This is a genomic window from Holophagales bacterium (assembly GCA_016719485.1).
In the GTDB taxonomy this organism is placed as follows: Bacteria; Acidobacteriota; Thermoanaerobaculia; order UBA5066; family UBA5066; genus UBA5066.
Map to the genome: position 1 here is coordinate 328,883 of JADJZB010000021.1, position 23,593 is coordinate 352,475.

The following is a 23,593-nucleotide window of genomic DNA, read 5'->3' on the forward strand; positions in this document are numbered from 1 at the left end:
AGCGTGGAGGGAGGGCCGCTCCATGTACCATCCGTGGCGCGAAGGAGAAGCCCATGGCCGATGCCGCCCTCCGCCGCCTCGCGGCAAACACCCTCCGGACACTCGCGATGGACGGTGTCCAGAAGGCGAACTCGGGGCACCCCGGAATGCCGATGGGGATGGCCGACGTGGCCACCGTCCTCTTCACCCGGTTCCTGAGGTTCAGCCCGAAGAACCCCTCCTGGCTCGACCGCGACCGCTTCGTCCTCTCGGCCGGGCACGGCTCGATGCTCCTGTACGGCCTCCTCCACGTCTCCGGCTACGAGCTCCCGCTCGACGAGCTGAAGGCGTTCCGCCAGTGGGGGAGCCTCACCCCGGGCCACCCGGAGCACGGCCTGACGGCGGGCGTCGAGATGACGACCGGGCCGCTCGGGCAGGGAGTCTCGACGGCCGTCGGCCTCGCCCTCGCCGAGCGGATGCTCGCGGCCCGGTTCAACCGTCCGGAGAACGAGATCGTCGATCACTTCACATACGTGATCGCGAGCGACGGCGACCTGATGGAAGGGGTCTCCCACGAGGCGTGCGCGCTCGCGGGGCACCTCGGCCTGTCGAAGCTCGTCGTCCTCTACGACGACAACCACATCTCCATCGACGGCCCCACGTCCCTCTCCTTCTCCGAGGACGTTCCGGCCCGCTTCGCCGCCTACGGCTGGCACGTCCAGCGCGTCGACGGGCACGACCCCGACGCCGTCGAGGCGGCGATCGCGGCGGCGAAGGCGGAGGTCCTGAAGCCCTCGCTCGTCGCCTGCCGGACGCACATCGGTTTCGGGAGCCCGAACCGTCAGGACACGAGCAAGGCCCACGGCGAGCCTCTCGGGCCCGACGAGGTGAGGCTCACGAAGGAGAAGCTCGGCTGGCCTGCCGACGCGCAGTTCCTCGTTCCCGACGAGGTCCGCGCGTTCTTCGGCGAGGCGGCCTCGCGTGGAGCGGCCGAGGAAGGGATGTGGAACGCCCGGCTCTCGGCGTACCGCGCCGAGCACCCCTCCCTCGCGACGCAGCTCGACCTCTTCCTCTCGGGCTCGCTTCCCGAGGGCTGGGAAGCGAAGCTGCCGGCTTTCGCGGCCGACAAGCCGCTCGCCACGCGCCAGGCCTCGGGCGCGGTCCTCGACGCGCTCGTCCCGGCCATCCCGACGCTCGCGGGCGGCTCGGCCGACCTGACGCCGTCCAACAACACGCGAGCGAAGACCGCCGTCGACGTGAAGGCCGGCGACTTCGCGGGCTCCTACCTGCGCTTCGGCATCCGCGAGCACGGCATGGGCGCCATCCTGAACGGGCTCGCGCTCCACGGCTTCCGGCCGTTCGGCGGCACGTTCCTCGTCTTCTCCGACTACATGAAGGGGGCGATCCGCCTCGCGGCGCTCATGGAGCAGCCGGTCGTCTACGTCTTCACGCACGACTCGATCGGCCTCGGCGAGGACGGCCCGACGCACCAGCCGGTCGAGCAGCTCGCGGCGCTCCGCGCGACGCCCCACCTCGTCGTCTACCGCCCCGCCGACGCGAACGAGACCGCCGCCGGCTGGCGCGTCGCCCTCGGAAGAGATCACGGTCCGACGGCCCTCGTCCTGACACGGCAGGCGCTCCCGATCCTCCCCCCGACCGACGCGGCCCTGCGCGGTGGCTACGTCGTCTCCGACGCGGAGAAGTTCAAGGCGATCCTGATCGGCTCCGGCTCCGAGCTGCACCTCGCGCTCGCCGCGCAGAAGCTCCTCGCGGCGGAAGGGATCCCGGTCCGCGTCGTCTCGATGCCCTCGCTCGAGCTCTTCCTGGCGCAGGACGAGGCGTGGCGCGACTCCGTCCTGCCGCTCTCCTGCCGCGCCCGGGTCGCGGTGGAAGCCGCCGCCACACTTTCGTGGACCGGGATCGTCGGTCTCGACGGAACCGTCGTCGGCCTCGACCGCTTCGGCGCCTCCGCCCCCTTCCAGACCGTCTACGAAAAGCTCGGACTCACCGCAGAGGCCGTTGCCGCAGCTGCCCGCAAGCTCGTCTGAACGGCCCCTTTCCCTATCTCCCTCGGAAGAAGGAGATCAGCTCGCTGTTCACGGCGGTCGCCGCGTCAGCCGGGAGCCAGTGGCTGGCGTCGAGGCGGACGACGCGGAGGTCGGGGACGAGGGCTTCGAGGCCGTCGAGGAGCTCGGGCCCGAGATAGCGGTCCTTCTCGCCCCAGAGGACGAGCGTGGGGACTCCGTCGAGGGAACGCCGGAGGCCCGGAATCCGCGTGCCGGTGCGAAAGGCGGCGCGGTAGTAGTTGATCGCCGCCGTCGCCGCACCGGGGACGAGGAACGCCTCTCGGTAAGCCTCGATCTCATCTGGCGAGAACGCCCCGAAGGTGACCGGGTCGCGGCGGAGCATCCCCTTCAGGAAGCCGGCGCGGCGCCGAAGGAGGGAGCGCTCCGGGAAGTACGGGAGCTGGAAGAAGAAGACGTAGGACGAGCGCTTCGCCTGTGCGAAGGTCGCGAGCTTCTGTCGGAAGAGGATCGGGTGCGGGGCGTTGAGGATCGCGAGCTTCTCGACGAGGCCGGGGTGGAGCGCGGGAACGCACCAGGCGATGGCCCCGCCCCAGTCGTGGCCGACGAGGAAGGTCCTCTGGTAGCCGAGATGCCGGACGAGGTTCGCGACGTCCCCGGCGAGGAGCTCCATCCGGTAGCTCGAGACGCCCTTCGGCTTCTCGGAGAGGTTGTAGCCGCGCAGGTCGGGGGCGACGACCCTGAACCCGGCCGAGGCGAGCGCGGGAACCTGGTGCCGCCAGGCCAGCCAGTGCTCCGGGAAGCCGTGGAGGAGAAGGACGAGAGGGCCTTCGCCCGCTTCGACCCAGTGGAGGCGGAGGCCGCCGACAGCTTCATCGCGGTGGGTCCAGGGTTCCTTCGGCATGTGCGTGTCAGACGGTCGGCGCCGTGGGCTCTTCGTTTCCCGGCGGGGCGATGTCGGTCGCCGATGGGTTCCGTCCCGCGGGGAGGCTCTCCAGGTAGGCCTCGAAGGTCTCGTTGAAGAGCGCCCCCGGCCGCCGGCTCCGGATCCGCGCGACGGCTTCGGAACCGGAGAGGCCGCGCTGGACGAGGATCACCCCCGCGACGAGGGCAGACCGGTTGAAGCCCATTCCGCAGTGGGAAAGGACCTTCTGTCCGCTTTCGAGGAGACGCGTCCCGAGCGAGCAGACGGCGTCGAGACGGGCGAGGTCGGGAAGATCCTCGTCGAAGATGGGGAAGTAGACGTAGAGCATGTGGCCCGGAAGGCTCGGGACGCCGTGGTCCACTTCGCCGTCGAGGTCGATGATGCAGCCGATCCGGTTGGCGTGGACCGGGCTCCAGTCGTCGATGGCTGGCGAGATGAAGAGCGTCTCGGCGTCGTCGATCGGATAGAGCTGCATGGTCGTGCCGACTCTACCTCGCGCCCGGACCGAGGGAGAGGGGAAACGAACGCCCCCTTTTCCGAACCGGGCGCCGGGCTCGGCTTCCGGTCAGCTGTCGGCCGACTCGTAGTGGACGAGACGCCTCGAGCGGTCCGTCGGGAAGACGAGAACGCGCCGGACGACCCTGCGACCGGCTTCCCCCTGGAAGAGGAAGGTGTCGCCGGCGGTGAACGCTCCGGCCGGTGCGGCGAGGTTGCCCCAGCGCTCTCCGGCCTCTCCGTGGCGCAGGGAAGGGTCAACGGTGCGGGGCGTCGTCACGGCGGATCCGGTCAGGCCGTCTGGCCGTTCGGCGGGGGAAGGTTCGCGGGGACGGCGACGGGCGGGTCGAGCGAGGCCGTCTTCTGCGCGACGCCTTCCTTTCGCGCGGCCTGGTGGGCGCGGGCGGCCCTCACGAAGTCCCTGAAGAGGGGGTGTGCCGCGGTCGGCTTCGACTTGAACTCGGGGTGGAACTGGCACCCGAGGAACCAGGGGTGGTCCGGGAGCTCGACCATCTCGACGAACTTCCGGTCGGGCGATACGCCGGTGACGGCCAGCCCCGCCTCGCGAAGGATGGGAAGGAACTCCTGGTTGACCTCGTAGCGGTGGCGGTGCCGCTCGTGGATGAGCGTCTCGCCGTAGGCGCGGCGGGCCGTGGAGCCGTCGGCCAGCTCGCACGGGTACTTGCCGAGGCGCATCGTCCCGCCGAGCGCCTCGATGCCGATGAGGTCTCGCAGCTTGTAGATGACCTTGTGCGGCGCGTTCGCGTCGAACTCCGTGGAGTTCGCGTTCGCCAGGCCGCAGACGTTCCGCGCGAACTCGATGACGGCGCACTGCATCCCGAGGCAGATGCCGAAGAAGGGGACCTTCGTCTCCCGGGCATAGCGGATGGCGCGGAGCATCCCCTCGATGCCGCGGCGGCCGAAGCCGCCCGGGACGAGGATGGCGTCGGCCTGGGAGAGCGTCTCGGGGTAGCCGGTCGTCTCGAGGTCCTCGGAGTCGACGTACTCGAGCCGGACCTTGACGTTGTTGGCGATGCCGCCGTGGTGGAGCGCCTCGTTGAGCGACTTGTACGAGTCGCCGAGCGCGACGTACTTGCCGACGATCGCGATCGTCACCTCGCCGGCGGGGTTCTTCCAGCGGTTGACGATCTGGTCCCAGCGCGTGAGGTCGCGCTCGGAGTGGGGGAGCGAGAGGTAGTCGAGGACGATCTGGTCGAGCCCCTCGCGGGCGAAGGCGAGCGGGCACTCGTAGATCGTCGCGACGTCGCGCGCCGTGATGACCGCGGGCTCGTCGACGTTGCAGAAGAGGGCAATCTTCTTCTTCATCTCCTCCGGGATCGCGCGGTCCGCGCGGCAGAGGAGGATGTCGGGCTTGATGCCGATGGAGAGGAGCTCCTTGACGGAGTGCTGGGTCGGCTTCGTCTTCAGCTCGTCGGAGGCGGCGATGTAGGGGACGAGCGTGACGTGGATGTTGAGCGCGTTGCCGCGGCCGACGTCCTTGCGGAACTGGCGGATCGCCTCGAGGAACGGGAGCGACTCGATGTCGCCGACGGTGCCCCCGATCTCGACGATGACGACGTCGTTGTCGGCCGAGACGCGGCGGATGCAGTCCTTGATCTCGTCGGTGACGTGGGGGATGACCTGGACGGTCTTGCCGAGGTAGTCGCCGCGCCGCTCCTTCTCGATGACGGTCTGGTAGATCTTCCCGGCCGTGATGCTGTTCGCCTTGCCCGTGACGGCGGAGGTGAAGCGCTCGTAGTGCCCGAGGTCGAGGTCGGTCTCGGCGCCGTCGTCGGTGACGAAGACCTCGCCGTGCTGGAACGGCGACATCGTCCCCGGGTCGACGTTGAGGTAGGGGTCGAGCTTCTGGAGGGTGACCTTGAAGCCTCGGGCCTCGAGGAGGGCCGCAAGCGACGCCCCCGCGATCCCCTTCCCCAGGCCAGACACGACCCCTCCCGTGATGAAAACGTACTTCGTGCTCATCGCTCCCCTCCCTCCGCTCCCGCCAGGACCGTTCGGGCGGCTCCGCCCGCCACCGCTTCGTTCTCCAGGAACCGTTCCACCGCCTCCGCGTCGGCCGGCGTATCGACCCCGATCGAGTCGCCGACGGCGGGGAGGACGGCCATGACGAGCCCGGCGGCCAGCGCGCGGAGCTGCTCGAGGCTCTCCGCCCTCTCGAGAGGGTGGGGAGGGAGGCTCGTCCAGGTGTCGAGGGCTTCCCGGCGGTAGCCGTAGAGCCCCAGGTGCTTCCAGGTCGGCAGCCCGGGCTCCGCGTTCCGCCGGAACGGGATGGGGCTCCTCGAGAAGTAGAGCGCCCTGCCGTCGTCGCCCCTGACGACCTTGACGACGTTCGGGTCGGCGATGACAGCGGGGTCGTCGATCGGCCTGGCGACGGTTGCGAGCGGGACCTCCGGGTGGTCCAGGAGGTACTCGATGACCCGGTCGATGTTCTCCGGCTCCATCAGCGGCTCGTCGCCCTGGACGTTCACGACGATCGTGGCGTCCGTCCCCGCTACGGCAGCCCTCACCCTGTCGGTCCCCGAAGGCAGATCGGACGGGGTCATCACCGCCGTCCCCCCGGCTTCCCTCACGGCGGCCGCTATCCGCTCGTCGTCCGTGGCGACCAGCACGGCGTGGGCCCGGCGCGACTTCAGGGCCTGGCGCAGGACTCGCACGACGAGGGGCACTCCGGCGATGGGGTGGAGGGGCTTTCCGGGGAAGCGCTGAGCGCCCATCCGCGAAGGGATCACCACGACCGCGCGTTCAGGGTGGGGCACGTCGAATGGTAACCCATGCTCTCGGGTCGCCGGTTACCATCCTTCGGGTGAGCGGGCAGGCGACCGGGGCGAGCCCGAAACGAGTCCTGTCGAGACCCGGTGGCCGGGCGTCGGCGGTCCTCGTGTCGATCGCGATACTGGGAGCCGTCGCGCAGGGCGCGTGGCGCCTCGCGAAGGATCCGCTCCGCCCGGCCCGCTGGATCGGACTCTGGACGGCCGCTGCCAGGGCCCTGCCGGTGGAGGTTGCCTTCGCCGCCCACCTCGACCTGCCGGACGCGATGCCCCGTCCGGTCCTCGAAGCCGAAGGGGACCGGGAGTGGGAAGTCGCGCTCGACGGACGGAATCTGGCGAAGGGGTCCGGGAGCGGACCGCGCAGGTTCGAGCTCCCGGGGCCGATCCCACCGGGACGTCACCTGCTGGTCGCCGTCGTCCGGCACCCCACCGGCGTCGCTTCGATCCGCCTGCGGCTGCGCGACGCTTCCGGAAAAGGGAAGAGCGTCGTCACCGGCCGAGGCTGGGGGGCCGATGACGACGCTTCGAGGATCCGGGACCGGGGGCGAGAAGGAGCCCGTTACAGGGCGATGGTCTGGGGGAGGCCGCCGTTGTCTTCCTGGTCGGCGTCCTCGGTCACGAGTTCGTTGAGCTGGAACGGGGGCTCTTCCATCAACGTCGAGAGCTCACGAATACCCTCACGAGCAGAAGCGCAGTAGGGATTCGACTCGTCGTATCCCGCTGCGGCGATGACCTTTTCGTACGTCAGGATCGCTTTCGTCGGCTCCTCGAGGCCGCGGTGGAAGGTCTCGGCGACCGCCATCCGCGCGGCGAGGTCGTATGGGTTGAGCCTGAGGATCTTTGCGAGGAACACGAGGGCGTCGTTCCAGCGCTCCTCCCGCAGAGCCATCTCCGCCCGGCGGCGATAAAGGGCGATCTCGTCGTCGAGGGTGACCTCGGCCTTCGTCCGAACCACAGCCGGGCGAAGTGACCTCAGAAGTCGCTGAAAGCTCATTGCCTTTACCTCGCGTGGGAGCGCAATGCAAAGGTAAGCCACACCGGGAGTGAAATCAAGAGGTCTTCCAGAATTTTTTAGGCGACAGGGGTAATCGGCCTTATTTATATCGGTATCGCGCCCATGACGACATGGTCGGCACGTCTCGCTTCGATGAGAACCGGGCGATCGCCGAATGGAATTCGGTCGAGAACAGGACAGTTCCCGGGCAGAGCTCCGCCCTTTCGGGTCGGACAGAGGGATGGGAAGAGCCCTATTTCCGTCGGTTCGCGGCGTATTCGGCCGCGAGCAGGAGGGCGTCCCGGGGGTCGCCCTCGGGGAGGGTGAGGGCGAGGTCCCGCGCGCGTCCGGCGTACTCCTCGACCATCCTGCGGGCCTTCTCGAGCGCTCCGAGACGATCGACGATCTCCAGGATCGCGGAGACGGGCACCGAGACGAAGCCCTTCTCCGACATGACCGTCTCGATCGCCGTCCGCTCCGGGACAGTGGCATCGGGGAGGCTCAAGATGAGCGGGAGCGTCAGCTTTCCCTCGCGCAGGTCGGAGAGGACCGGCTTGCCCAGGTCCTCCTCGGAGGCGGTGTAGTCGAGGAGGTCGTCCTGGAGCTGGAAGGCGGTCCCGAGGGCGAGGCCGAAAGCCCACAGGGTCTCGGCGCGCTCTTCGGCTCCCGGGACGAGAAAGGCCGGTATCCGGCACGCCGCGGCGAACAGGAGAGCCGTCTTCCGCCTCACCACCTCGAGGTAGTCGCCGATCGTGAGGTCGACCGACCCCCGCCGCTCGGCGCCGAGGATCTCTCCCTCGGTCATCGCGAGGGTGACGTCGGCCAGGAGATCGAGGACGCGGACGTCCCCCTCCTCGAGCGCGACCTTCATCCCCTTCATGTAGAGGTAGTCGCCGAAGAGAACGGTCAGCTCGTTGCCCCAGCGCCGGTTCACGCTGACGCGCCCGCGGCGGCTGTCGGCCCCGTCGATGATGTCGTCGTGGACGAGCGTCGCCGTGTGGATCAGCTCCAGGACGGCCGCGTACTTCACGTCGACGGAGCCCTCGTAGCCGAGGAGCCGCGAGGCCAGGAGGAGAAGGGCGGGGCGGATCCGCTTGCCGCCACCGTCGACGAGGTATTCGCCGATGAGGGAGATGGTCGGGACGTCGGAGCGGGTCCGGCGCTCGAGCTCGTCCTCGACGCCCCTCAGCTTCTCCTCGACGAGCGCGAGGGCGCGGACGAGACGCTGGCCGTTGGCCCTCTCCTCAACCGGGAGATTCGCGAGGAGAAGGCGGTCCGTGAGGGAGGTCGAGTTCATCCGTTTGCGGGGCGGATCTTACCGTCCCTGCGTGCCTTACGCCCGGAGGGTCGCAGGAGATGCTCCCCGGGGCGCGAAACGCCCCTCAATTCCTGTAGTTCGAGAACTGCAGCGGAAGGCCGAAGTCCTTTTCCCTCAGCAGGGCGATGACGGACTGCAGGTCGTCCCGCTTCTTCCCGGAGACCCGCACCTGCTCTCCCTGGATCGCCGCCTGGACCTTGAGCTTGGCGTCCTTGATCGCCCGGACGATCTCCTTGGCCTTCTCGGTCTCGATTCCCTGCTGGATCGTGACGACCTGCCGCGCCGTTCCCTTCGCCGCCGGCTCGGCCGTGCCGTAGACGAGGGACTTCAGGCTGACGCTTCTCTTGACGAGCTTTCCCTGGAGGACGTCGTTCACCGCCTTGAGGCCGAAGTCGTCGTTGGCCGTCAGGACGATCTGGAGCTCCTTCTCCTTGAGCTCGATTCCCGCGGCGGTCCCCTTCAGGTCGAAGCGCTGCGCCACTTCCTTCTGGGCCTGCGCGACGGCGTTGACGACCTCGGGCATGGCGACTTCGGACACGATGTCGAAGCTGGGATCGGCCATATCTCTCCTCCGTCCCTCATTCTCCGACGACGCGGGTCCCCTTCGGGGGAACGAGTGCGAAGTCGGAGTGGGGGCGCTTTGCGCGCGGGGCCAGGTTCGTGAACGTGAACGTCGTCCGGTTCCCCTCGCCGTCGACGACGACGAGGCGCCGGACTTCGCCCGAAGGGGTTGCCAGGACGGCGACCGACGCGACGTCTCCCTCCGCGCGGGGTGTCAGGGTGAGGTCCACGAGGCCGTTCTCGGCGATTCTTGCCACGGCCGTGAATCGGTCGAGGACCTCGGTGGCGGGCTGGAGGAAGAGAAGCGGGAGGCGGGACTTCTCGGCGGCGGTGAGGGTCTTCAGCACGATCTGCTTGTCCGCCGCCACGTACTGCCGTGCCGCCTTGCCGTCGAACGTGTAGGCCTTCCCCTCCGGGCCGTCGTAGTCGAACCTCAGTGACGCCGGCGCCTGGATCGTCAGCGTGCCGGTCTCGGGGCTCGCGTCGGGAAAGCCGGACGGGGCGTAGCTCTGGACGAAGGTCATCGAGAACGCGGGCCTGGCCCTGTAGGTGTTCACGATGGCGCGCAGGAGCGCCGGGGCGTCGGGTGACTGGTCCCCGGTCAGGGGCGCCGCGGCGGAGAGCACGGCGGCGAGCGCCGCGGCCAGGTACGGAAGGGTGAAGGGCCTTCTCATGCTTTCGGGTAAGCGGGTTTCGTGCCGCCGCGTCAATGCCTGAAGTGACGCCGGCCGCTGAAGACGAGGGCCATTTCCCTCGCGTCGGCCGCGGCGATCACCTCGGCGTCCTTCACCGACCCGCCAGGCTCGACGCAGGCCGTGACACCGGCGTCGGCGAGGAGGAGAAGACCGTCGGGAAGGGGAAGAAGGCGTCGGAGGCGGCGCAGGCGCCCTTCGCCCGCTCGCCCGCCTTTCCGACGGCGTCGCCGGCCGCGTCGACGCGGCTCGTCCGGCCGCCGCCGATCCCGTAGGTCGCCTCTGCGCCGCCGATCACGATCGCGTTCGAGATGACGCCGGCGACAGCCCTTTCCAGGAACCGGAGCGCGTGCCACTCCGCCTCGGTCGGGGTCCGCTTCGTCACGACCTTCCACGTGGCCTCGTCTCCGGGCAGGACGTCGGCCTCCTGGACGAGCAGCCCTCCGTCGATCCCGCGCAGCTCGCGCCGCGTGCGGGGAGCCGGATCCGGGGCGACGGAGAGGAGGCGCAGGTTCGGCTTCCTCGCGAAGACGGCGCGCGCATCGTCTGTCACCCCTTCGCAGACGACGACCTCGAGGAACTTCGCCGTCATCGCCTCGGCCGCGGCGCGGTCGAGGACACCGGTGTACGCGAGGACGCCGCCGAAGCCCGAAACGGGGTCCGAAGCCCACGCCGCCTCGAACGCCGCCGCAGCCGTTTCGCTTCGCGCGATCCCGCACGGGATCCGGTGCTTGACGATCGTCAGGGCGCCGCGCGGCAGGAGGCGCGAGGTGAAGAGGGCGGAGTCGGCGTCGAGGAGGTTCGTGTACGAGAGCTCCTTGCCCTGGTGGAGGGCGAAGCTCGCGAGTGCCGAAGGAGGCGCGGCCGGGTCCCGGTAGAAGGCCCCCGCCTGGTGCGGGTTCTCGCCGTAGCGGAGCGTGCCGCCGAGCTCGAAGGCGAGCGGGAGGCGCTCGGGGAACGACGCGCCCTCCGTCCGGGCCGACAGCCACGTCGAGATCGCGGCGTCGTAAGCCGCCGTCCTGCGGAAGACCTTCGCCGCCAGGCGCTTTCTCGTGCCCAGGGTCGAGCCGCCGGCGTTGGCGTCGAGCTCGGCGGCGAACGCAGGGTAGTCGGACGGGTCGCAGAGGACGGCGACGTGGGCGTGGTTCTTGGCGGCCGCGCGAAGGAGAGAGGGGCCGCCGACGTCGATCTTCTCGATCCCCTGGGCGAAGGTCGTCGCGACGCTCGCCACCGTCTCCTCGAACGGGTACAGGTTCACGACGACGACGTCGATCGGGCCGATGCCGTTCTCGCCCGCCTGCTCGACGTGCCTCGGGACCGCCCGGTCGAAGAGGACGCCGCCGAACAGGGCCGGGTGGAGCGTCTTGACCCGCCCGTCGAAGACCTCGGGGAAGCCGGTCACGTCGGCGACCTGGGTCACCGCGAGGCCGGCGTCGGAAAGGTGCTTCCCGGTGCCGCCCGTCGAGACGAGCTCGAAACCGTGGCGGATGAGGGCGTTTGCGAGGTCGAGGAGGCCGCTGCGGTCGGAGACGGACAGGAGGGCGCGCTTCGTGCTCATCGGACGGGGTACGGTCCTTTCGATTCGGGGCGCGTGGTGGCGACCGACGCGTCGCCGCCGGCGGTGTTCCAGATCCAGGCGAGGAGCCGTGCGGAGAGGGTCAGGCCGGAGTCGTACGCCTCGCGCGCCGAAGCGGCCGGGAGGCGCGCGCCGACGAGCGTCTCGGGAGCGTCGAACGGGCGCGGAGAGAAGCCGAGAAAGCTCGACCCGCTTCGGGCGAGGGCGAGGAGTGCCGTCTCGCTCGAAGCCGTGCCCGCCGGCGGATAGAGGAGCGAGGCCTCGGCCACGAGCCCTCCCGCCTCGTAGGCGACGTCCGCGAAGGGGCGGTGATCGCGTATGGCCTGCGCGATCCGGCGGGTGCCGGCGGCGAGCGCGGCCCGACGGGCGGCGGCGTCGCGGGTCGGAGAGGCCGCGAGGCCGGCCTTGACCCCCTCCATCAACCGCCCGGGGTTCTTCGCGAGCATCCGCTTGAAGTCGGGCGGGGCGGCCGCTGCGGCGTCCGCCGCCATCAGCCCGACGGCCGGAACGGGCCAGCGGACAGCCGCCGCGGGCAGGGCGTCGGCCGCGACGAGCAGGAGCGGAAAGAGGAGGGCGAGCGGTCGAACTCTCATTCGCGGCCGGATTCTACGGTCCGTCGTCAGAAGCTCCTCAGGAAGACGAGGTAGAGGACGAAGCCCGTCTGACCGCGGTTTCTCCCGACGACCGGGAGGCCCGCCTCGAGCTGGACGAGGGTCGACCAGGGGCCGGAGAACTGGCCCGAGACACCTGCCCCGCCGAAGTTCACCCAGTCGTAGCCGGCGGCCGGGTCGTTCACGACGGCATGGTCGTAGAGCGCCTGCAGCCGGAAGAGCTTCCCGACGACGACGCCGTACGCGACCTTGGCCGTGACGGCCTCCTCGGCGCGCAGGCTTCCCGAGCGGAAGCCGCGGAGCGACGTGCCTCCGAAGTAGCCGAACTGGACCTTCGAGAAACGGTCGGCGTTCGACGTCCCCACGTAGGAGACGCTCGTGTCGATCCGCTGGAAGCGGGGGAGGTCGAACGTCTTCGCGAGGGCGAGCGAGAAGAGCTGGAACTGGTCCTTCCCCTCGTCCCACTCCGCATTCCCGGGGTAGCCCCACGGATCCCACCTCGACCGGAGGTTCAGCGAATACTTCCCGACGGCGTTCCACCCCCGCAGGTCCCACGAGAGGCGTCCCTCGAGGCGCGTCACGAGGTGGTCGGAAGGGACGGCGAACGCCGGGTCGGTGTCGTCTCCTGACGCGTAGTCGCGCCATGTGCCGCCGAGCGTACCGGTCAGCTTCAGGTGGCGAGTGAGGGGGTAGCCGACGTTCAGGTTCGCGGCGAAGGACCGGGCCTTCACCGTCGTCTCCTCGATCTTCTCGCCGTCTTCCCAGAGGGTGTCGTCGCCCCGGATCAGGTTCGCGAAGGCGTCCACCCCGAGGTCGAGGTTCGTCCCGAAGAGGTTCGGGTCGTTGTACGAGCCGGCCATGATCGGACCGCCGAAGAAGCCTTGCACCTGCTTGCGCTTCTTCGCGAAGTCGAGGTCGATGTAGTAGAGGCCGAGAAGGGGCAGGGGGTAGTCGAACGAGTCGTCGTAGAAGACGCCGCCCAGGCCGAAGAGGCGCGAGGTCTTCTCGTCCTGGACGACGACGCGCTCGCCGTCCTTCTGCTTCTCGAGGTACCGAACGCCCTGGTCGGTGTCGCGGACCATGACCTGGTTGCCGGCGAGCGCCTCCGCGCGCCGACTCTCATAGTCGGAGGGGTCGAGGCGGACATCGATGAGGTCGGTCGTTCGCTCGAGCGTCGTCGTCCGCGAGAAGGTGCGCAGGATCGACTGCCCTCTCGTGGCGACCGGAAGGAGAAGGGGCGGGCCGCCGTCGGGAGCCGCCACCTCGGAGAAGTCGGTCGTCTCGTCGACCGACTGCACCTCGCCCGTGAGGTTCAGCTGCCTCGCGACGACGCGACGGAGCGAGAAGTCGGCCTTTCCGATGTAGACCTTGCCGGCGTAGATCGCCTTGGCCTTGAACCCCTCGCTCGGCTCGAAGCCCAGGATCCAGGTGGGGACGCCGTCTGCTTCCCCTTCGCCGTCCAGCTCGTAGCGGTAAGCCTCGTTGAACGTGAGATTGAGCGGGAGCTCGGAGACCTTCTCCGGCTGCAGGAGCGGCAGCTCGGGGGCCTTCTTTCCCTTCCACCGCACGCCGTTGAAGTAGGTCGTCTGCCACGACCAGTCGAAGCCCTTGCCCCGTTCATAGAAGAAAGGCCCCTCGAACGTCAGCTCGAAGGTCGTGGGGAAGCCCTCGAGCCGGAAGCGGTAGGAGGTGCGGTTCGTGGCCGAGAAGCGCGTCCAGCGGGCGTCGCGTCCGGCGCGCCAGGCCTGGTGCTTCGCGAGGATCTCCTCGACGGTGAGCCCGCGGACGGCGGTGACGTCGGTTGCAGCGCGCGTCGCCTCGGACGGCGCCTTCTCGCGTGCGGTCAGGACGATGGCGAGCGGCCCGTTCGCGGTCGTGAGCGAGAGGCGCGGCGTTCCGGACTTCGGGAGGTCGAAGCTGCGGGAGCGGCCGGTGGCGAGGTCGAAGACTTCGGCGGTCGTGTAGGAGGGGGAATCGAGCTCCAGGACGAGGGGCCCCCGGGCTTCCAGGCCCGCAGCATCCGCGCCCGTCACGAGGACGACGCCGCCGAGGTCGGTTCCCTTCGCGAACCGGAAGACGGACAGCGCCTTCCCCTCCGGCGTCCGGGCGGACCCGCTCCGGCCGTCGCGGTTCACGTCGCCCGCGAGGAGGGCCCCGAGGCGGTCCAGGAGGGGGACGCCCGCGGGATCGGCGAGCGGGGCGGCGACGACCGGGGCGTCGACCCCGGAGAAGCGCGCCGCCAGGTCGAGGAGCGCCCCGGCGCCGGCGACTGCCGGCGCAGTGACGAGGAGCGGCCGCGCGAACGAGAGGCCGTCCGCCGCCTCGCGGACGGCGGCGGGGGTCGTGGAGGCGTCGTCGAGGTCGAGACCGAGGAGGTCGACGAACGCGGCGGCCTCCTCGGAGAGAAGCTCTTTGGCCTCTGGCGGGAAGAGCCCGCCGCCCGCCGGCTGGTGGAAGAGGACGGCGATCCGGGAGGAAGGGCTTCGTGACCTCACGATTGCGGCCGCCTTCATCAGGAGGTAGCGGCGCGAGCGGATCTCCCCGGAAAGGTCGGGGAGGGAGAGGACGAAGAGATCAGCCCCCTGCGCCGCCCCGAGGAGCGGGCCGAGGCCCGGGACGAGCGAGTCGGCCGTGACGGCCTCGGCCTCGCGGGCGTTCTCGGGGACGGTCACTTCCGGCAGCTCCACGAGGAGGCCGGTCCTGCGCCCTGCCCCGCGAGTCTCCTCGAAAAGCCGGCGGACCTGGTCGGGTGTCCCGGCTGCACCGATCTCGGAAGCCCGAACTTCGACGAGGAGTCCGGGGGCGTTCACTGAGAGCGTGGACGGGGCAGAACCAGCGGCAGCCGGCGCGGTTCCGGCGGGCCGGGCGACGACCCACGGGGTCAGGTGGGGCCGCTCCGGAGTTGCTGCGAGGGCGGGGACGAGCGCTGACGTGAGCGCCAAAGAGAGAAGAGACAACATCACGAGGTTTATACGCGGGCGGATCCCATAGCGTCAGGGACCGGCGTCACGAATCGCGGGGAAAGGGAGAAACGGGAGAACGGGAGAACGGGAGAGGACCAGCTTCACCATCACGTCTCCTCGGCAGGGGGCCGCGGGCGGTGCGGTGCGTCTCGCGGCCGCCTGCTGCGCGCGCCCGACCCGCTTCCGAGTTCGCTGCGGCCGGGCGGGGGGCCCGCGCGAACTCGCTTCGCTCAAACACGCGCGCGGGCCTGATCCCCGCCCGGTCCTCGCGATCTCGAGCGGGTCCCCGGTCGTGCTCGGGGGCGGCTCGCGAGACGCACCGCCCCACCCGCGGCCAACGAGCGTCAGCCATCTGAAAGGAGCCCGCTTCTGGGGCGACGGGGTCTGGTCTACGTTCTACACGCTGCGCCGCCTATAATATAAAATCAAGACCTGGCCCCGCGCGGCTTCTGGCCTTGCTGGGGACCTGAGCGGGCGGGAGGGGTGTCCCGCGAGCGCCGTCCGAGCACGCGCGGGGCCCCGCACGGTTCCGCGAGCAGGTCGCCGGATCAGGCGAGCGCGCGCGTGCAACGAGCGAAGCGAGGCGTTCGCGATCGCCCCGGCGGCCCGCGCAGCGGGACCGATGCGGGTCGCGCGCGCGGAGGAGGCGCCGTGGGACGCCCCTCCCGCCCGCGACTCGTGCGGCACGATGAAGTGGATTGACGGTCTCCCTGGCCTCCTGCCTGAAGCTCGCGCAAGGCCTGCCAAAGGAAACGGGGCGGACCCGAAGGCCCGCCCCGCGATGGACTGCCGGGATTTCCCGGGGGTTACTTCTTCTTCCCCTCCGGCGCCACGACGGCGGGAGAGGGCAGCTCGACCGGCGAGATCCCGAGCTTCTCGCGGATCTTGTTCTCGATCTCGAGGGCGACGTCGGGGTTGTCGCGGAGCCAGGCCTTCGTGTTCTCGCGGCCCTGGCCGATCCGGAGGTCGCCGTAGCTGAACCAGGCGCCGCTCTTCTCGACGACCTTGTGCTCGACCCCGAGGTCGATCAGCTCGCCCGTCTTCGAGATCCCTTCGCCGTAGCCGATGTCGAACTCGGCGACCTTGAACGGCGGGGCGACCTTGTTCTTGACGACCTTGACCTTCGTCCGGCTCCCGACGACGGCATCGCCGTCCTTGATGGAGTTGATCCGGCGGATGTCGAGGCGGACCGAGGAGTAGAACTTGAGAGCCCGGCCGCCCGTCGTCGTCTCGGGGTTGCCGAACATGACGCCGATCTTCTCGCGGATCTGGTTGATGAAGATGAGGCAGGTGCCGGACTTGGAGACGACGGCGGTGAGCTTGCGGAGCGCCTGCGACATGAGGCGGGCCTGCAGGCCGACCATCGCGTCGCCCATTTCGCCTTCCAGCTCGGCCTTCGGGACGAGGGCCGCGACGGAGTCGATGACGACGATGTCGACGGCGGCGGAGCGGACGAGCGCCTCGGCGATCTCGAGCGCCTGCTCGCCGGAGTCGGGCTGGGAGACCATCAGGTTGTCGATGTCGACCCCGAGCTTCCTGGCGTACTCGGCGTCGAGGGCGTGCTCGGCGTCGATGAACGCCGCGAGGCCGCCCAGCTTCTGGGCCTCGGCGATGATGTGGAGGGTCAGGGTCGTCTTGCCCGACGACTCGGGGCCGTAGATCTCGGTGACGCGGCCGCGCGGCACGCCCCCGATGCCGAGGGCGGCGTCGAGGTTGATGGAGCCTGTCGAGATCGCCTGGATCGCGTCCTGCGGCTTGTCGCCGAGGCGGACGAGGGCGCCCTTGCCGAACTGGCGGTCGATCTGCTGGAGCGCCTGCTCCAGGGCCTTGAGCTTTTCCTTCTCGATGGGAGGCATTCGGGTCCTCGCTTTCTGCGTGAAGAGGGCGGATTATAGGAATCGGGTCGCGGGCGCGCGGACAGTTGATGTCCCGGCGAGCGCCGCGACGGCCCGACCGAAGGGGAGACGTGGGAGACGCTAGCGCGGAGCCGTCGGCGGCGCAAGAGGTTCCGTGGAGGGAGGTCTTCCGGAGGGCGCCCCTGGCGACCCTCCTGGCGACCGGGCTCGGCTCGGGCCTCCTGCCGAAAGCTCCGGGGACCTGGGGGAGCCTTCTGGCGGTGCTCATGGGAGAGGGGCTGTTCCAGGTGGCTGGGCTCATTGGGGTTGCCGGCCTCGCGGCCGTTTCGACACTGGTCGGAGTCCCCGTGTCGGCGCGTGTCGCGGTCCTGAGGGGCCGGAAGGACCCCGGCGAGGTCGTCGTCGACGAGATCGCGGGGCAGGCGATCGCTCTCACCGGCCTTCACACCGTGCTGCCCGCGGGGGCGCCGGATCCCCTCCGGTGGGGGCTCGTAGCCATCGCCTTCCTCCTCTTTCGCGTTTTCGACATCCTCAAGCCCGGCCCTGTCGACCGTCTCCAGTCGCTGCCGGGCGGGTGGGGCGTGATGGCCGACGACCTCCTGGCCGGCGCCCTTGCCGGAATCCTGGTCGGCGCCGCTGCGTTCCTCCTGTCGTGATCGACACCCTGCCATTGACGGGATATCGCCTCCGGCTGCGGCCCGAGGAACCCCTCGCTCCGCGGACGACGTGGCGCATCGGCGGAGCGGCCCGGTTCTTCGCCGAGGTTCATGACGTTCCGGCCCTGGCCGCGCTGCTCCGATGGGCCGCTGTGGAGGCTCTTCCGGCGATTCCCCTCGGGAAGGGATCGAACGTCCTCGTCCCGGACGAGGGGCTCGACGCGGTCGTCTTCGTCCTCGCGGGTGACCTGGCTTCGGCTTCCGTGGAACCGCCGGTCCTCAGGTCAGGTGGCGGCGCGTCGCTCATGTCTCTCGCGCTGACCGCCCGCAACGCCGGACTCTCGGGAACCGAGGGGCTCTCGGGCATCCCGTCTTCGGTCGGCGGCGCGGTGCGGATCAACGCGGGCGCATACGGGATCGAGATCTTCGACCTTCTCGAGGAGGTGACGCTGGTCTCGACCGTGGGCGACACGCGCGTCGTCCCGGCCGCGAGCATTTCGCACGGCTACCGCTGGTCGGCGCTCTGCGAGGCGGACGACATCATCGCGGCGGCGACGCTCCGTCTCCGTCCGGCCGCCCGGGAGGAGATCGACGCCCGCCTCGCCGAGGTCAGGGAGAAGAGGAAGAAGGCGCTTCCGACGGAGCCGAACGCCGGCTCGGTCTTCAAGAACCCCCCGGGAGACCACGCCGGGAGGCTCCTCGAGGCGTGTGGTCTGAAGGGCCTTCGCGTCGGCGGCGCCGAGGTGTCCGGTCGACACGCGAACGTCATCGTGAACTCGGGAGGCGCGACGGCGGCCGACGTGAGGGAGCTGATGGCGAGGATGCGCGGTGCGGTGAGAGAGAAGCTGGGCGTCGATCTCGTGCCGGAGGTCGAGGACCTCGGGAGGCGCGTCACCAACCGGAATGGCCGCCCCTCCGTAGAATCCCCACGATGACGGTTCGCGCTCTGATCCTCGCCGGCGGGAGCGGCACCCGCCTCTGGCCCCTTTCCACCGATGACCGCCCCAAGCCGTTCCTCCCGCTCTCGGGAAAGGCCTCGCTCCTGCGGGAAACGTACGACCGGGCCGCCCGGGTCTGCGGGAAGGACCATGTCCTCTTCTCCGCGCGCGCCTCGCACGCCCCACACCTGGAGCGGGAGTTTCCGGGCCTCCCGGAGGATCGCCTCGTCCTCGAGCCCGATCGGAGGAACACGGCGCCGGCCATCGCCCTCGCCGCGCTCGCCGTCTCCGAGGAGGATCCCGACGCGGTCCTCGTCGTCCTGCCCTCCGACCAGGCGGTGCGGGATTCCGATGAGTTTCACCGCGCCCTCTCCCTGGCCGTCGAGAGCGCCCGCACCGGGGACGCGTTTCTCACCCTCGGAATCCCGCCGTCCCGCCCCGAGACCGGATTCGGCTACCTCGAAGCGGGCCGGGAGACGTCGCCCGGAGTCCGCGAGGTCGTCCGATTCGTCGAGAAGCCGCCTCTGGCCGAGGCCGAACGTTACGCCGCGTCGGGGAACCACTACTGGAACGCGGGAATCTTCGCCTTCTCCGTCCGCCTCCTCTTCTCCGAGATGGCGAGGCTCTGTCCCGATGTCCTGGCCTCGATGCGCGCGGCCCGGGTGGCGCGGCGCGCCGGCGACGCCGCCGGCTTCGACGCGGCCTTTCGCGCCTGCCGGTCGATCTCGATCGACTACGCCGTCATGGAGAGGGCCGGAGCGGTGAGGACGGTCCCTTCCGCGTGCGGCTGGAGCGACCTCGGCTCCTGGGAGGCGGTCCTCGAGTTCCGCAGAGGGTCGGACGGCGGTTCCGTTCTTTCGGGGCGGGCGCTCGAGGAGGGCGGATCGGGGAACCTCGTCCTCGCGGGCGACCGCCCCGTGAGGCTCCTCGGTCTCTCCGACGTCGTCGTCGTCGACTCTCCCGACGGCCTCCTCGTGATGAAACGGGGCGCCTCGGACCTTCTCCGCGCCAGCGTCGAGAAGAGCCTCGCGGAGGCCCGGAAGTGAGCGCGCAGGTCCCGGACGTGGCGCTGTCGGCCGTCTCGCGGCTCGTCGCCGCCGTGAGGACCGTCTACCGTGGTCCCGCCGTCGCGGTCGAGCACGCGGTCGTCTGCCTTCTCTCGCGCGGGCATCTCCTCATCGAGGACGTGCCGGGAGTGGGCAAGACGACGCTCGCGATGGCGCTCGGAAAGGCACTCGGGCTGGGAGTCCATCGCCTCCAGTTCACGCCCGACACGCTGCCGTCGGACATCCTCGGGCTGACGATCTTCAACCAGCAGACCCAGGGGTTCGATTTCCACCCCGGACCGGTCTTCACGCCGATCCTCGTCGCCGACGAGATCAACCGGGCGACGCCGAAGTCCCAGGCCGCGCTGCTGGAGGCGATGAACGAGCGCAGCGTCACGGTCGACGGCGAAACCCGCCCGCTCCCGGAGCCGTTTCTCGTTCTGGCGACCCAGAATCCGATCGAGTACCTCGGCACCTACCCGCTCCCCGAGTCCCAGCTCGATCGTTTCTTGATGCGGATCTCGCTCGGTTACCCGGCCGCCGAGGACGAAAGGCGCCTGCTCCTCTCGGGAGGAGCCGACCGGGCGCTCGCCTCCGTCCGTCCGGTCCTGACCCTCGACGAGCTGAAGCGGGCCCAGGAAGCGGTGGAGAGGGTGACCGTCGCCGAGAAGCTCCTCGACTACCTGATGGCGCTCGTCCAGAAGACCCGGGCGAGCCGCGACCTCGTCCTCGGCGTCTCGCCGCGCGGCGCACAGGGCCTGTTCCGGGCCGTGCAGGCGCACGCCCTCGTCGCCGGACGCCCGTTCGCGACGCCCGACGACGTGAAGCGCGTCGCCCCGGCCGTCCTCGCGCACAGGATCCTCGCGAGCGCCACGGGGCGCTACGAAGGGACGGGCGCAGGCCGCCGCGAGCGCGAGGCGCTGCAGAAGATCCTCGACGAGGTCCCCGTCCCGCTCTGACGGTGGCGCCAGGCGGGAGCATGGTCGAGGCAGAGGCGTAGTCGAGGAAGTGGCACCGTGAAGCTGTCGGTCCTCAGGCTCCGGCTGAAAATCCCGTGGGACGAGACGATTCTCGTCCGTGTGACGAACCTCGGCCTGGGCTACGTCTTCACGACGATCGTCGTCGCCATCGGGGCCACGAATACGGGGAACAACGGGCTCTACGTCCTCCTCTCGCTCCTCCTCGGCATCCTCCTCGTGTCGGGTGTCGTCTCGAGACGGAACGTCGACGGCGTCGACGTGGCCCTCCACGGTCCTGCCGAGGTCTTCGCGGGAGAGCCGGTGCGGTTCCACATCCGTCTCGCGAACCGGACGGATCGCGAGAAGTTCGCGCTCCTGGTGAAGGTCTCGGGGAAGGCGGCGCCCCTCCTCTTCCCGCGGCTCGTCCCCGCGGGGGATGCGGAACGCGGCGTCGACCTCCTGTTCCCTCGCCGGGGGCGGCAGAAGGTGGAGTCGGTCCTCGTCTTCAGCGGCTACCCGATAGGGCTCTTCCGCAAAGGTCGCCTCCACCCGGTCAACGAGGAGCGGATTGTCTATCCCCGGCCGAAGGTCGCGGCCTTTCCGCCCCCCGAGGCGCGGGAGGCGGTGGACGACGGGATCGATCCCCGCCGGAAGGGGCGCGGGGCGGAGATCCTGAAACTGCGGGAGGCGGCGCCGGGGGACGACCCGCGCGACATCCACTGGCCTCAGACCGCGAGACAGGGGAGACCGATCGTCAAGGAGCGCGCGTCGGAGCTGGGGCGCGAGATCGTCGTGCATCTCGAGACCGCGCGTCCGGCCAGGGCCGGAGCGGACTGGGACGCCGCCTTCGAGGAGGCGGTCGGAGAGGCCGCAGGGCTCGTGTTGAAGTTCCTCTCTCGCGGCGAACGGGTCGGCCTCTTCTGCGGAGACCAGTTCGTCCCGCCGGCCATGGGGCCTCTCCACCGGTCGACGGTCCTCACGGCTCTCGCCCTCGCCGAGGCGGGAACCGGAGGGTCGCTTCCGCTGGCACTTCCTCCAGGGATCGCGATCTATCGCGTTCGGGCGGCGGCCTGACGATGGCAAAGCCGGCGAAAGCGCGCCCCGATCCGACCCTCCTCCCTTTCCGTCGAGAGCGGATTCTCGCGGTGGGGATGCTCCTGGCTCTCGGCCCGATCCCGCTCGCCTTCGGCGACTCCCTGCAGCCGGTGGCCCTGCTCGCCTATCTCGCCGCCCTCGGACTCATCCTCGGTTTCGTCCGGGCGGGGCGGGTGCCCTGCCTCGCGGATCGCTGGCTGAACCTCGCCGGCCTCGCCTACTTCGCCCTCTTCTGGTTCGGGTTCCGCTTCGGCGGCCGGTCGCTCCTCAGGGTGGCTCTCCACATCCTCCTCTTCACGGCCGTCCTGAAGCTCGCGTCGATCAAGCGGGAACGGGATTTCTCCGTCGCCCTCACGCTCGCGGCCTTCCTCCTCGTGGCGTCGATGGCGACGTCGACCCACGCGTCGATCCTCGTCTTCCTCGCTGCCTACGCGGCCGTCGCCTGGCCCGTCTTCTCGCGCTGGGCCCTCTGGCGGGACCTGGCCGCCGCGCCCGACGAGTGGCGGGGAGACGAGAGGGCACGCCACCTCCCGCTACGTCGCGCCGTCGTGTCGTCGCTGGTGGCCTCCTTCGCGCTCGCCGTACCCCTCTTCATCCTCTTCCCGCGCCTGAAATCGTCCTACATACAAGGCCTCCCCGGGGGAGACACGGCGGACACCGGCTTTTCCGACTCCGTCGACACGAACCTGTATGGCCGGCTTCGGCAGAGCGACAAGGTTTTTCTCCGGGTCGCCGTCGAAGAGGGTCCGGTGAGCGATGACCCGCCGTTTCTGAAGATCAGGCTCGTGGCGCACACGCGGTTCGCCGGCGGGGTCTGGAGGAAGCCCGATGGCCGCGGGCGCGTCGTCGCGATGCGTGAGGGGTCCCGTCTCCCGCTGCGGCCACCTGGAAGCAAGGATGCCGAACCCCTCCACAGGCTCTCTTTCGAGATCGCCCCGCTCGGCGTACGGTTTCTCCCGTACCCGGTGACGGCGATCTCGGGCGCGGCCTCCCCCGAGCTGATCCGCCGGTACGGGGTGGTGCCCCTCGTGAGAGACGGCGACGGCAACTTCCACCTGACGTTCGAAGCGCCGAAGCTCCTGCGCATCGAAGTCCTCTCCGGCCCTCAACCGGCGGTCGACCTCGTGCCGCCGCCAGAGTCGGACCCCTCCCGGAGGGCGGCAGGATCGGAGACGATCCGCCAGTTCGGCCGGGAGGCCGCGATGGGCGTCGACCCGGCGACGAACCCGTACGAATTCGCGACCCGGATCGAGAACCACCTCGCGACGCGGTTCTTCTACTCCGTCGACTCCGCTCGTTGGGGACCGAGTCCCGTCGAGGAGTTCCTCACCCAGCGGAAGACGGGGCACTGCGAGACCTTTGCCACGGCGATGGCCCTCGTCCTGCGGGAACACGGCATCCCGTCGCGCCTCGTCACCGGGTTCGCGGGAGGCGAGCGGGGGCCCTTCGGCTCCTACTATCTCGTCCGCGGCCGGGATGCCCATGCCTGGGTGGAGGCGTGGTGCGGACCGGAAGCCGGGTGGATCGCCTTCGACCCGACGCCTCCCGTCGGACGGCCGGGGGTCGCGAGGGTCACCATTCTCCGCAGTGCCGGGCAATTCTTCGAGAATCTCGAGTTCATCTACGGTCGATACGTCCTCGGCTTCGCGCAGTCCGACCAGGCCTCGCTCGCGCAGACTGTCCGCGAAGGATTCGAAGTGGCGTCCGAGGCGGCGAGAAGCCTGGCCAGAGCGATGCGAGCGGTCGCGGGAGGTTCCGCGACACGAACCGGCCTGCTGCTTCTCGGCGTCGCGGCCGCGGCGGCAGCCCTCTTGCTCATCCGCCGGCTCACCCTCGCCGGCGGCGCCTTCCGGACGCGGGGACTCCCCCCGGCATCGGCGGCGTACAGGAAGCTCCAGAGGGTCCTGCGTCAGCGGGGCGCCGACCTGACTCCCGCCTCCGCGCCATCGGAAACGCTCGCCTCGGCCGACGAGCTGGGTGCGGGCCCCGTCTCCCGGGAGATCGTGGGAGCGTACGTGGCGGAATCGTTCGGGGGCCGCCGGACGCCCGAGGCCGAGGCGTCGCGGCTCGACGGCCTTCTGAAGGAGCTCCGGGCGGGCCGCCCATCCCGCTGACG

The 23,593-nt window shown here is 70.0% G+C and carries 19 protein-coding genes and 1 pseudogene; 7 read left to right on the plus strand and 13 right to left on the minus strand.

Annotated elements, in window-relative coordinates:
- Positions 1-53 precede the first annotated feature (53 nt).
- Entirely contained in the window at positions 54-2,027 is a 1,974-nt protein-coding gene (gene tkt / locus IPN03_13535; GenBank protein MBK9374709.1) for a transketolase, read from the plus strand.
- Positions 2,028-2,040: 13 nt separating this feature from the next.
- Here the strand turns inward: tkt and IPN03_13540 are convergent, their stop codons facing one another.
- From IPN03_13540 to recA, 13 genes and pseudogenes are all read right to left on the minus strand, one after another.
- Positions 2,041-2,907 (minus strand): alpha/beta hydrolase, encoded by an 867-nt coding sequence (locus IPN03_13540; protein MBK9374710.1) that lies wholly within the window; start codon positions 2,905-2,907, stop codon positions 2,041-2,043.
- Positions 2,908-2,914: 7 nt separating this feature from the next.
- Positions 2,915-3,403, minus strand: a complete 489-nt coding sequence (locus IPN03_13545; GenBank protein MBK9374711.1) for a dual specificity protein phosphatase family protein — start codon at positions 3,401-3,403, stop codon at positions 2,915-2,917.
- A 90-nt stretch (positions 3,404-3,493) separates the two neighbouring features.
- Positions 3,494-3,703, minus strand: coding sequence for a hypothetical protein (locus IPN03_13550; GenBank protein MBK9374712.1), 210 nt, complete (start codon positions 3,701-3,703; stop codon positions 3,494-3,496).
- 11 nt (positions 3,704-3,714) lie between these two features.
- The gene (locus tag IPN03_13555) at positions 3,715-5,406 is read right to left on the minus strand and encodes a CTP synthase (protein MBK9374713.1); all 1,692 of its coding nucleotides are present in this window, start codon (positions 5,404-5,406) and stop codon (positions 3,715-3,717) included.
- On the minus strand, positions 5,403-6,158 hold the full coding sequence (kdsB, locus tag IPN03_13560) for a 3-deoxy-manno-octulosonate cytidylyltransferase (GenBank protein ID MBK9374714.1): 756 nt from the start codon (positions 6,156-6,158) through the stop codon (positions 5,403-5,405). Before kdsB ends, IPN03_13555 begins: the two co-directional genes overlap by 4 nt.
- A gap of 613 nt (positions 6,159-6,771) precedes the next feature.
- Positions 6,772-7,206, minus strand: coding sequence for a hypothetical protein (locus IPN03_13565; protein ID MBK9374715.1), 435 nt, complete (start codon positions 7,204-7,206; stop codon positions 6,772-6,774).
- Positions 7,207-7,459: 253 nt separating this feature from the next.
- Positions 7,460-8,503 carry a polyprenyl synthetase family protein gene (locus IPN03_13570; protein MBK9374716.1) on the minus strand — a complete coding sequence of 348 codons (1,044 nt, stop codon included), beginning with the start codon at positions 8,501-8,503 and terminating at the stop codon, positions 7,460-7,462.
- Between the two features lie 85 nt (positions 8,504-8,588).
- Positions 8,589-9,086 carry a YajQ family cyclic di-GMP-binding protein gene (locus IPN03_13575; GenBank protein ID MBK9374717.1) on the minus strand — a complete coding sequence of 166 codons (498 nt, stop codon included), beginning with the start codon at positions 9,084-9,086 and terminating at the stop codon, positions 8,589-8,591.
- Between the two features lie 16 nt (positions 9,087-9,102).
- Positions 9,103-9,759 (minus strand): outer membrane lipoprotein carrier protein LolA, encoded by a 657-nt coding sequence (locus IPN03_13580; protein MBK9374718.1) that lies wholly within the window; start codon positions 9,757-9,759, stop codon positions 9,103-9,105.
- Between the two features lie 32 nt (positions 9,760-9,791).
- A pseudogene (gene purH / locus IPN03_13585) lies at positions 9,792-11,335 on the minus strand (bifunctional phosphoribosylaminoimidazolecarboxamide formyltransferase/IMP cyclohydrolase).
- Positions 11,332-11,946, minus strand: a complete 615-nt coding sequence (locus IPN03_13590; GenBank protein MBK9374719.1) for a hypothetical protein — start codon at positions 11,944-11,946, stop codon at positions 11,332-11,334. The pseudogene purH and the gene IPN03_13590 overlap by 4 nt, the downstream one beginning before the upstream one ends.
- 26 nt (positions 11,947-11,972) lie before the next feature.
- Positions 11,973-14,924: a hypothetical protein gene (locus IPN03_13595; GenBank protein MBK9374720.1), complete on the minus strand. Its 2,952-nt coding sequence runs from the start codon at positions 14,922-14,924 to the stop codon at positions 11,973-11,975.
- Between the two features lie 809 nt (positions 14,925-15,733).
- Positions 15,734-16,783: a recombinase RecA gene (gene recA / locus IPN03_13600; GenBank protein MBK9374721.1), complete on the minus strand. Its 1,050-nt coding sequence runs from the start codon at positions 16,781-16,783 to the stop codon at positions 15,734-15,736.
- A gap of 68 nt (positions 16,784-16,851) precedes the next feature.
- Between recA and IPN03_13605 the strand changes: the two genes are divergently transcribed.
- From IPN03_13605 to IPN03_13630, 6 genes are read left to right on the plus strand one after another with little or no spacing between them, the layout of a single operon-like run.
- On the plus strand, positions 16,852-17,439 hold the full coding sequence (locus IPN03_13605; GenBank protein MBK9374722.1) for a phosphatidylglycerophosphatase A: 588 nt from the start codon (positions 16,852-16,854) through the stop codon (positions 17,437-17,439).
- Positions 17,436-18,374: a UDP-N-acetylmuramate dehydrogenase gene (gene murB / locus IPN03_13610; protein ID MBK9374723.1), complete on the plus strand. Its 939-nt coding sequence runs from the start codon at positions 17,436-17,438 to the stop codon at positions 18,372-18,374. Before IPN03_13605 ends, murB begins: the two co-directional genes overlap by 4 nt.
- Complete coding sequence (locus IPN03_13615; GenBank protein ID MBK9374724.1) at positions 18,371-19,423, plus strand: mannose-1-phosphate guanylyltransferase; 1,053 nt, start codon at positions 18,371-18,373, stop codon at positions 19,421-19,423. Before murB ends, IPN03_13615 begins: the two co-directional genes overlap by 4 nt.
- 17 nt (positions 19,424-19,440) lie before the next feature.
- Positions 19,441-20,382 (plus strand): MoxR family ATPase, encoded by a 942-nt coding sequence (locus IPN03_13620; GenBank protein ID MBK9374725.1) that lies wholly within the window; start codon positions 19,441-19,443, stop codon positions 20,380-20,382.
- Positions 20,383-20,439: 57 nt separating this feature from the next.
- Positions 20,440-21,456, plus strand: a complete 1,017-nt coding sequence (locus IPN03_13625) for a DUF58 domain-containing protein (protein ID MBK9374726.1) — start codon at positions 20,440-20,442, stop codon at positions 21,454-21,456.
- A gap of 2 nt (positions 21,457-21,458) precedes the next feature.
- The gene (locus IPN03_13630) at positions 21,459-23,591 is read left to right on the plus strand and encodes a DUF3488 domain-containing protein (protein ID MBK9374727.1); all 2,133 of its coding nucleotides are present in this window, start codon (positions 21,459-21,461) and stop codon (positions 23,589-23,591) included.
- Positions 23,592-23,593 lie beyond the last annotated feature (2 nt).

What these genes read in the sequence shown, in the direction of transcription:
- IPN03_13565 (MBK9374715.1), bottom strand. Translation starts at nt 7,206, where the DNA reads ATGAGCTTTCAGCGACTTCTGAGGTCACTTCGCCCGGCTGTGGTTCGG.
- IPN03_13595 (MBK9374720.1), bottom strand. Translation starts at nt 14,924, where the DNA reads ATGTTGTCTCTTCTCTCTTTGGCGCTCACGTCAGCGCTCGTCCCCGCC.
- IPN03_13540 (MBK9374710.1), bottom strand. Translation starts at nt 2,907, where the DNA reads ATGCCGAAGGAACCCTGGACCCACCGCGATGAAGCTGTCGGCGGCCTC.
- IPN03_13570 (MBK9374716.1), bottom strand. Translation starts at nt 8,503, where the DNA reads ATGAACTCGACCTCCCTCACGGACCGCCTTCTCCTCGCGAATCTCCCG.
- IPN03_13545 (MBK9374711.1), bottom strand. Translation starts at nt 3,403, where the DNA reads ATGCAGCTCTATCCGATCGACGACGCCGAGACGCTCTTCATCTCGCCA.
- kdsB (MBK9374714.1), bottom strand. Translation starts at nt 6,158, where the DNA reads ATGGGCGCTCAGCGCTTCCCCGGAAAGCCCCTCCACCCCATCGCCGGA.
- IPN03_13605 (MBK9374722.1), top strand. Translation starts at nt 16,852, where the DNA reads ATGTCCCGGCGAGCGCCGCGACGGCCCGACCGAAGGGGAGACGTGGGA.
- IPN03_13575 (MBK9374717.1), bottom strand. Translation starts at nt 9,086, where the DNA reads ATGGCCGATCCCAGCTTCGACATCGTGTCCGAAGTCGCCATGCCCGAG.
- tkt (MBK9374709.1), top strand. Translation starts at nt 54, where the DNA reads ATGGCCGATGCCGCCCTCCGCCGCCTCGCGGCAAACACCCTCCGGACA.
- IPN03_13580 (MBK9374718.1), bottom strand. Translation starts at nt 9,759, where the DNA reads ATGAGAAGGCCCTTCACCCTTCCGTACCTGGCCGCGGCGCTCGCCGCC.
- IPN03_13590 (MBK9374719.1), bottom strand. Translation starts at nt 11,946, where the DNA reads ATGAGAGTTCGACCGCTCGCCCTCCTCTTTCCGCTCCTGCTCGTCGCG.
- IPN03_13630 (MBK9374727.1), top strand. Translation starts at nt 21,459, where the DNA reads ATGGCAAAGCCGGCGAAAGCGCGCCCCGATCCGACCCTCCTCCCTTTC.
- recA (MBK9374721.1), bottom strand. Translation starts at nt 16,783, where the DNA reads ATGCCTCCCATCGAGAAGGAAAAGCTCAAGGCCCTGGAGCAGGCGCTC.
- IPN03_13615 (MBK9374724.1), top strand. Translation starts at nt 18,371, where the DNA reads ATGACGGTTCGCGCTCTGATCCTCGCCGGCGGGAGCGGCACCCGCCTC.
- IPN03_13555 (MBK9374713.1), bottom strand. Translation starts at nt 5,406, where the DNA reads ATGAGCACGAAGTACGTTTTCATCACGGGAGGGGTCGTGTCTGGCCTG.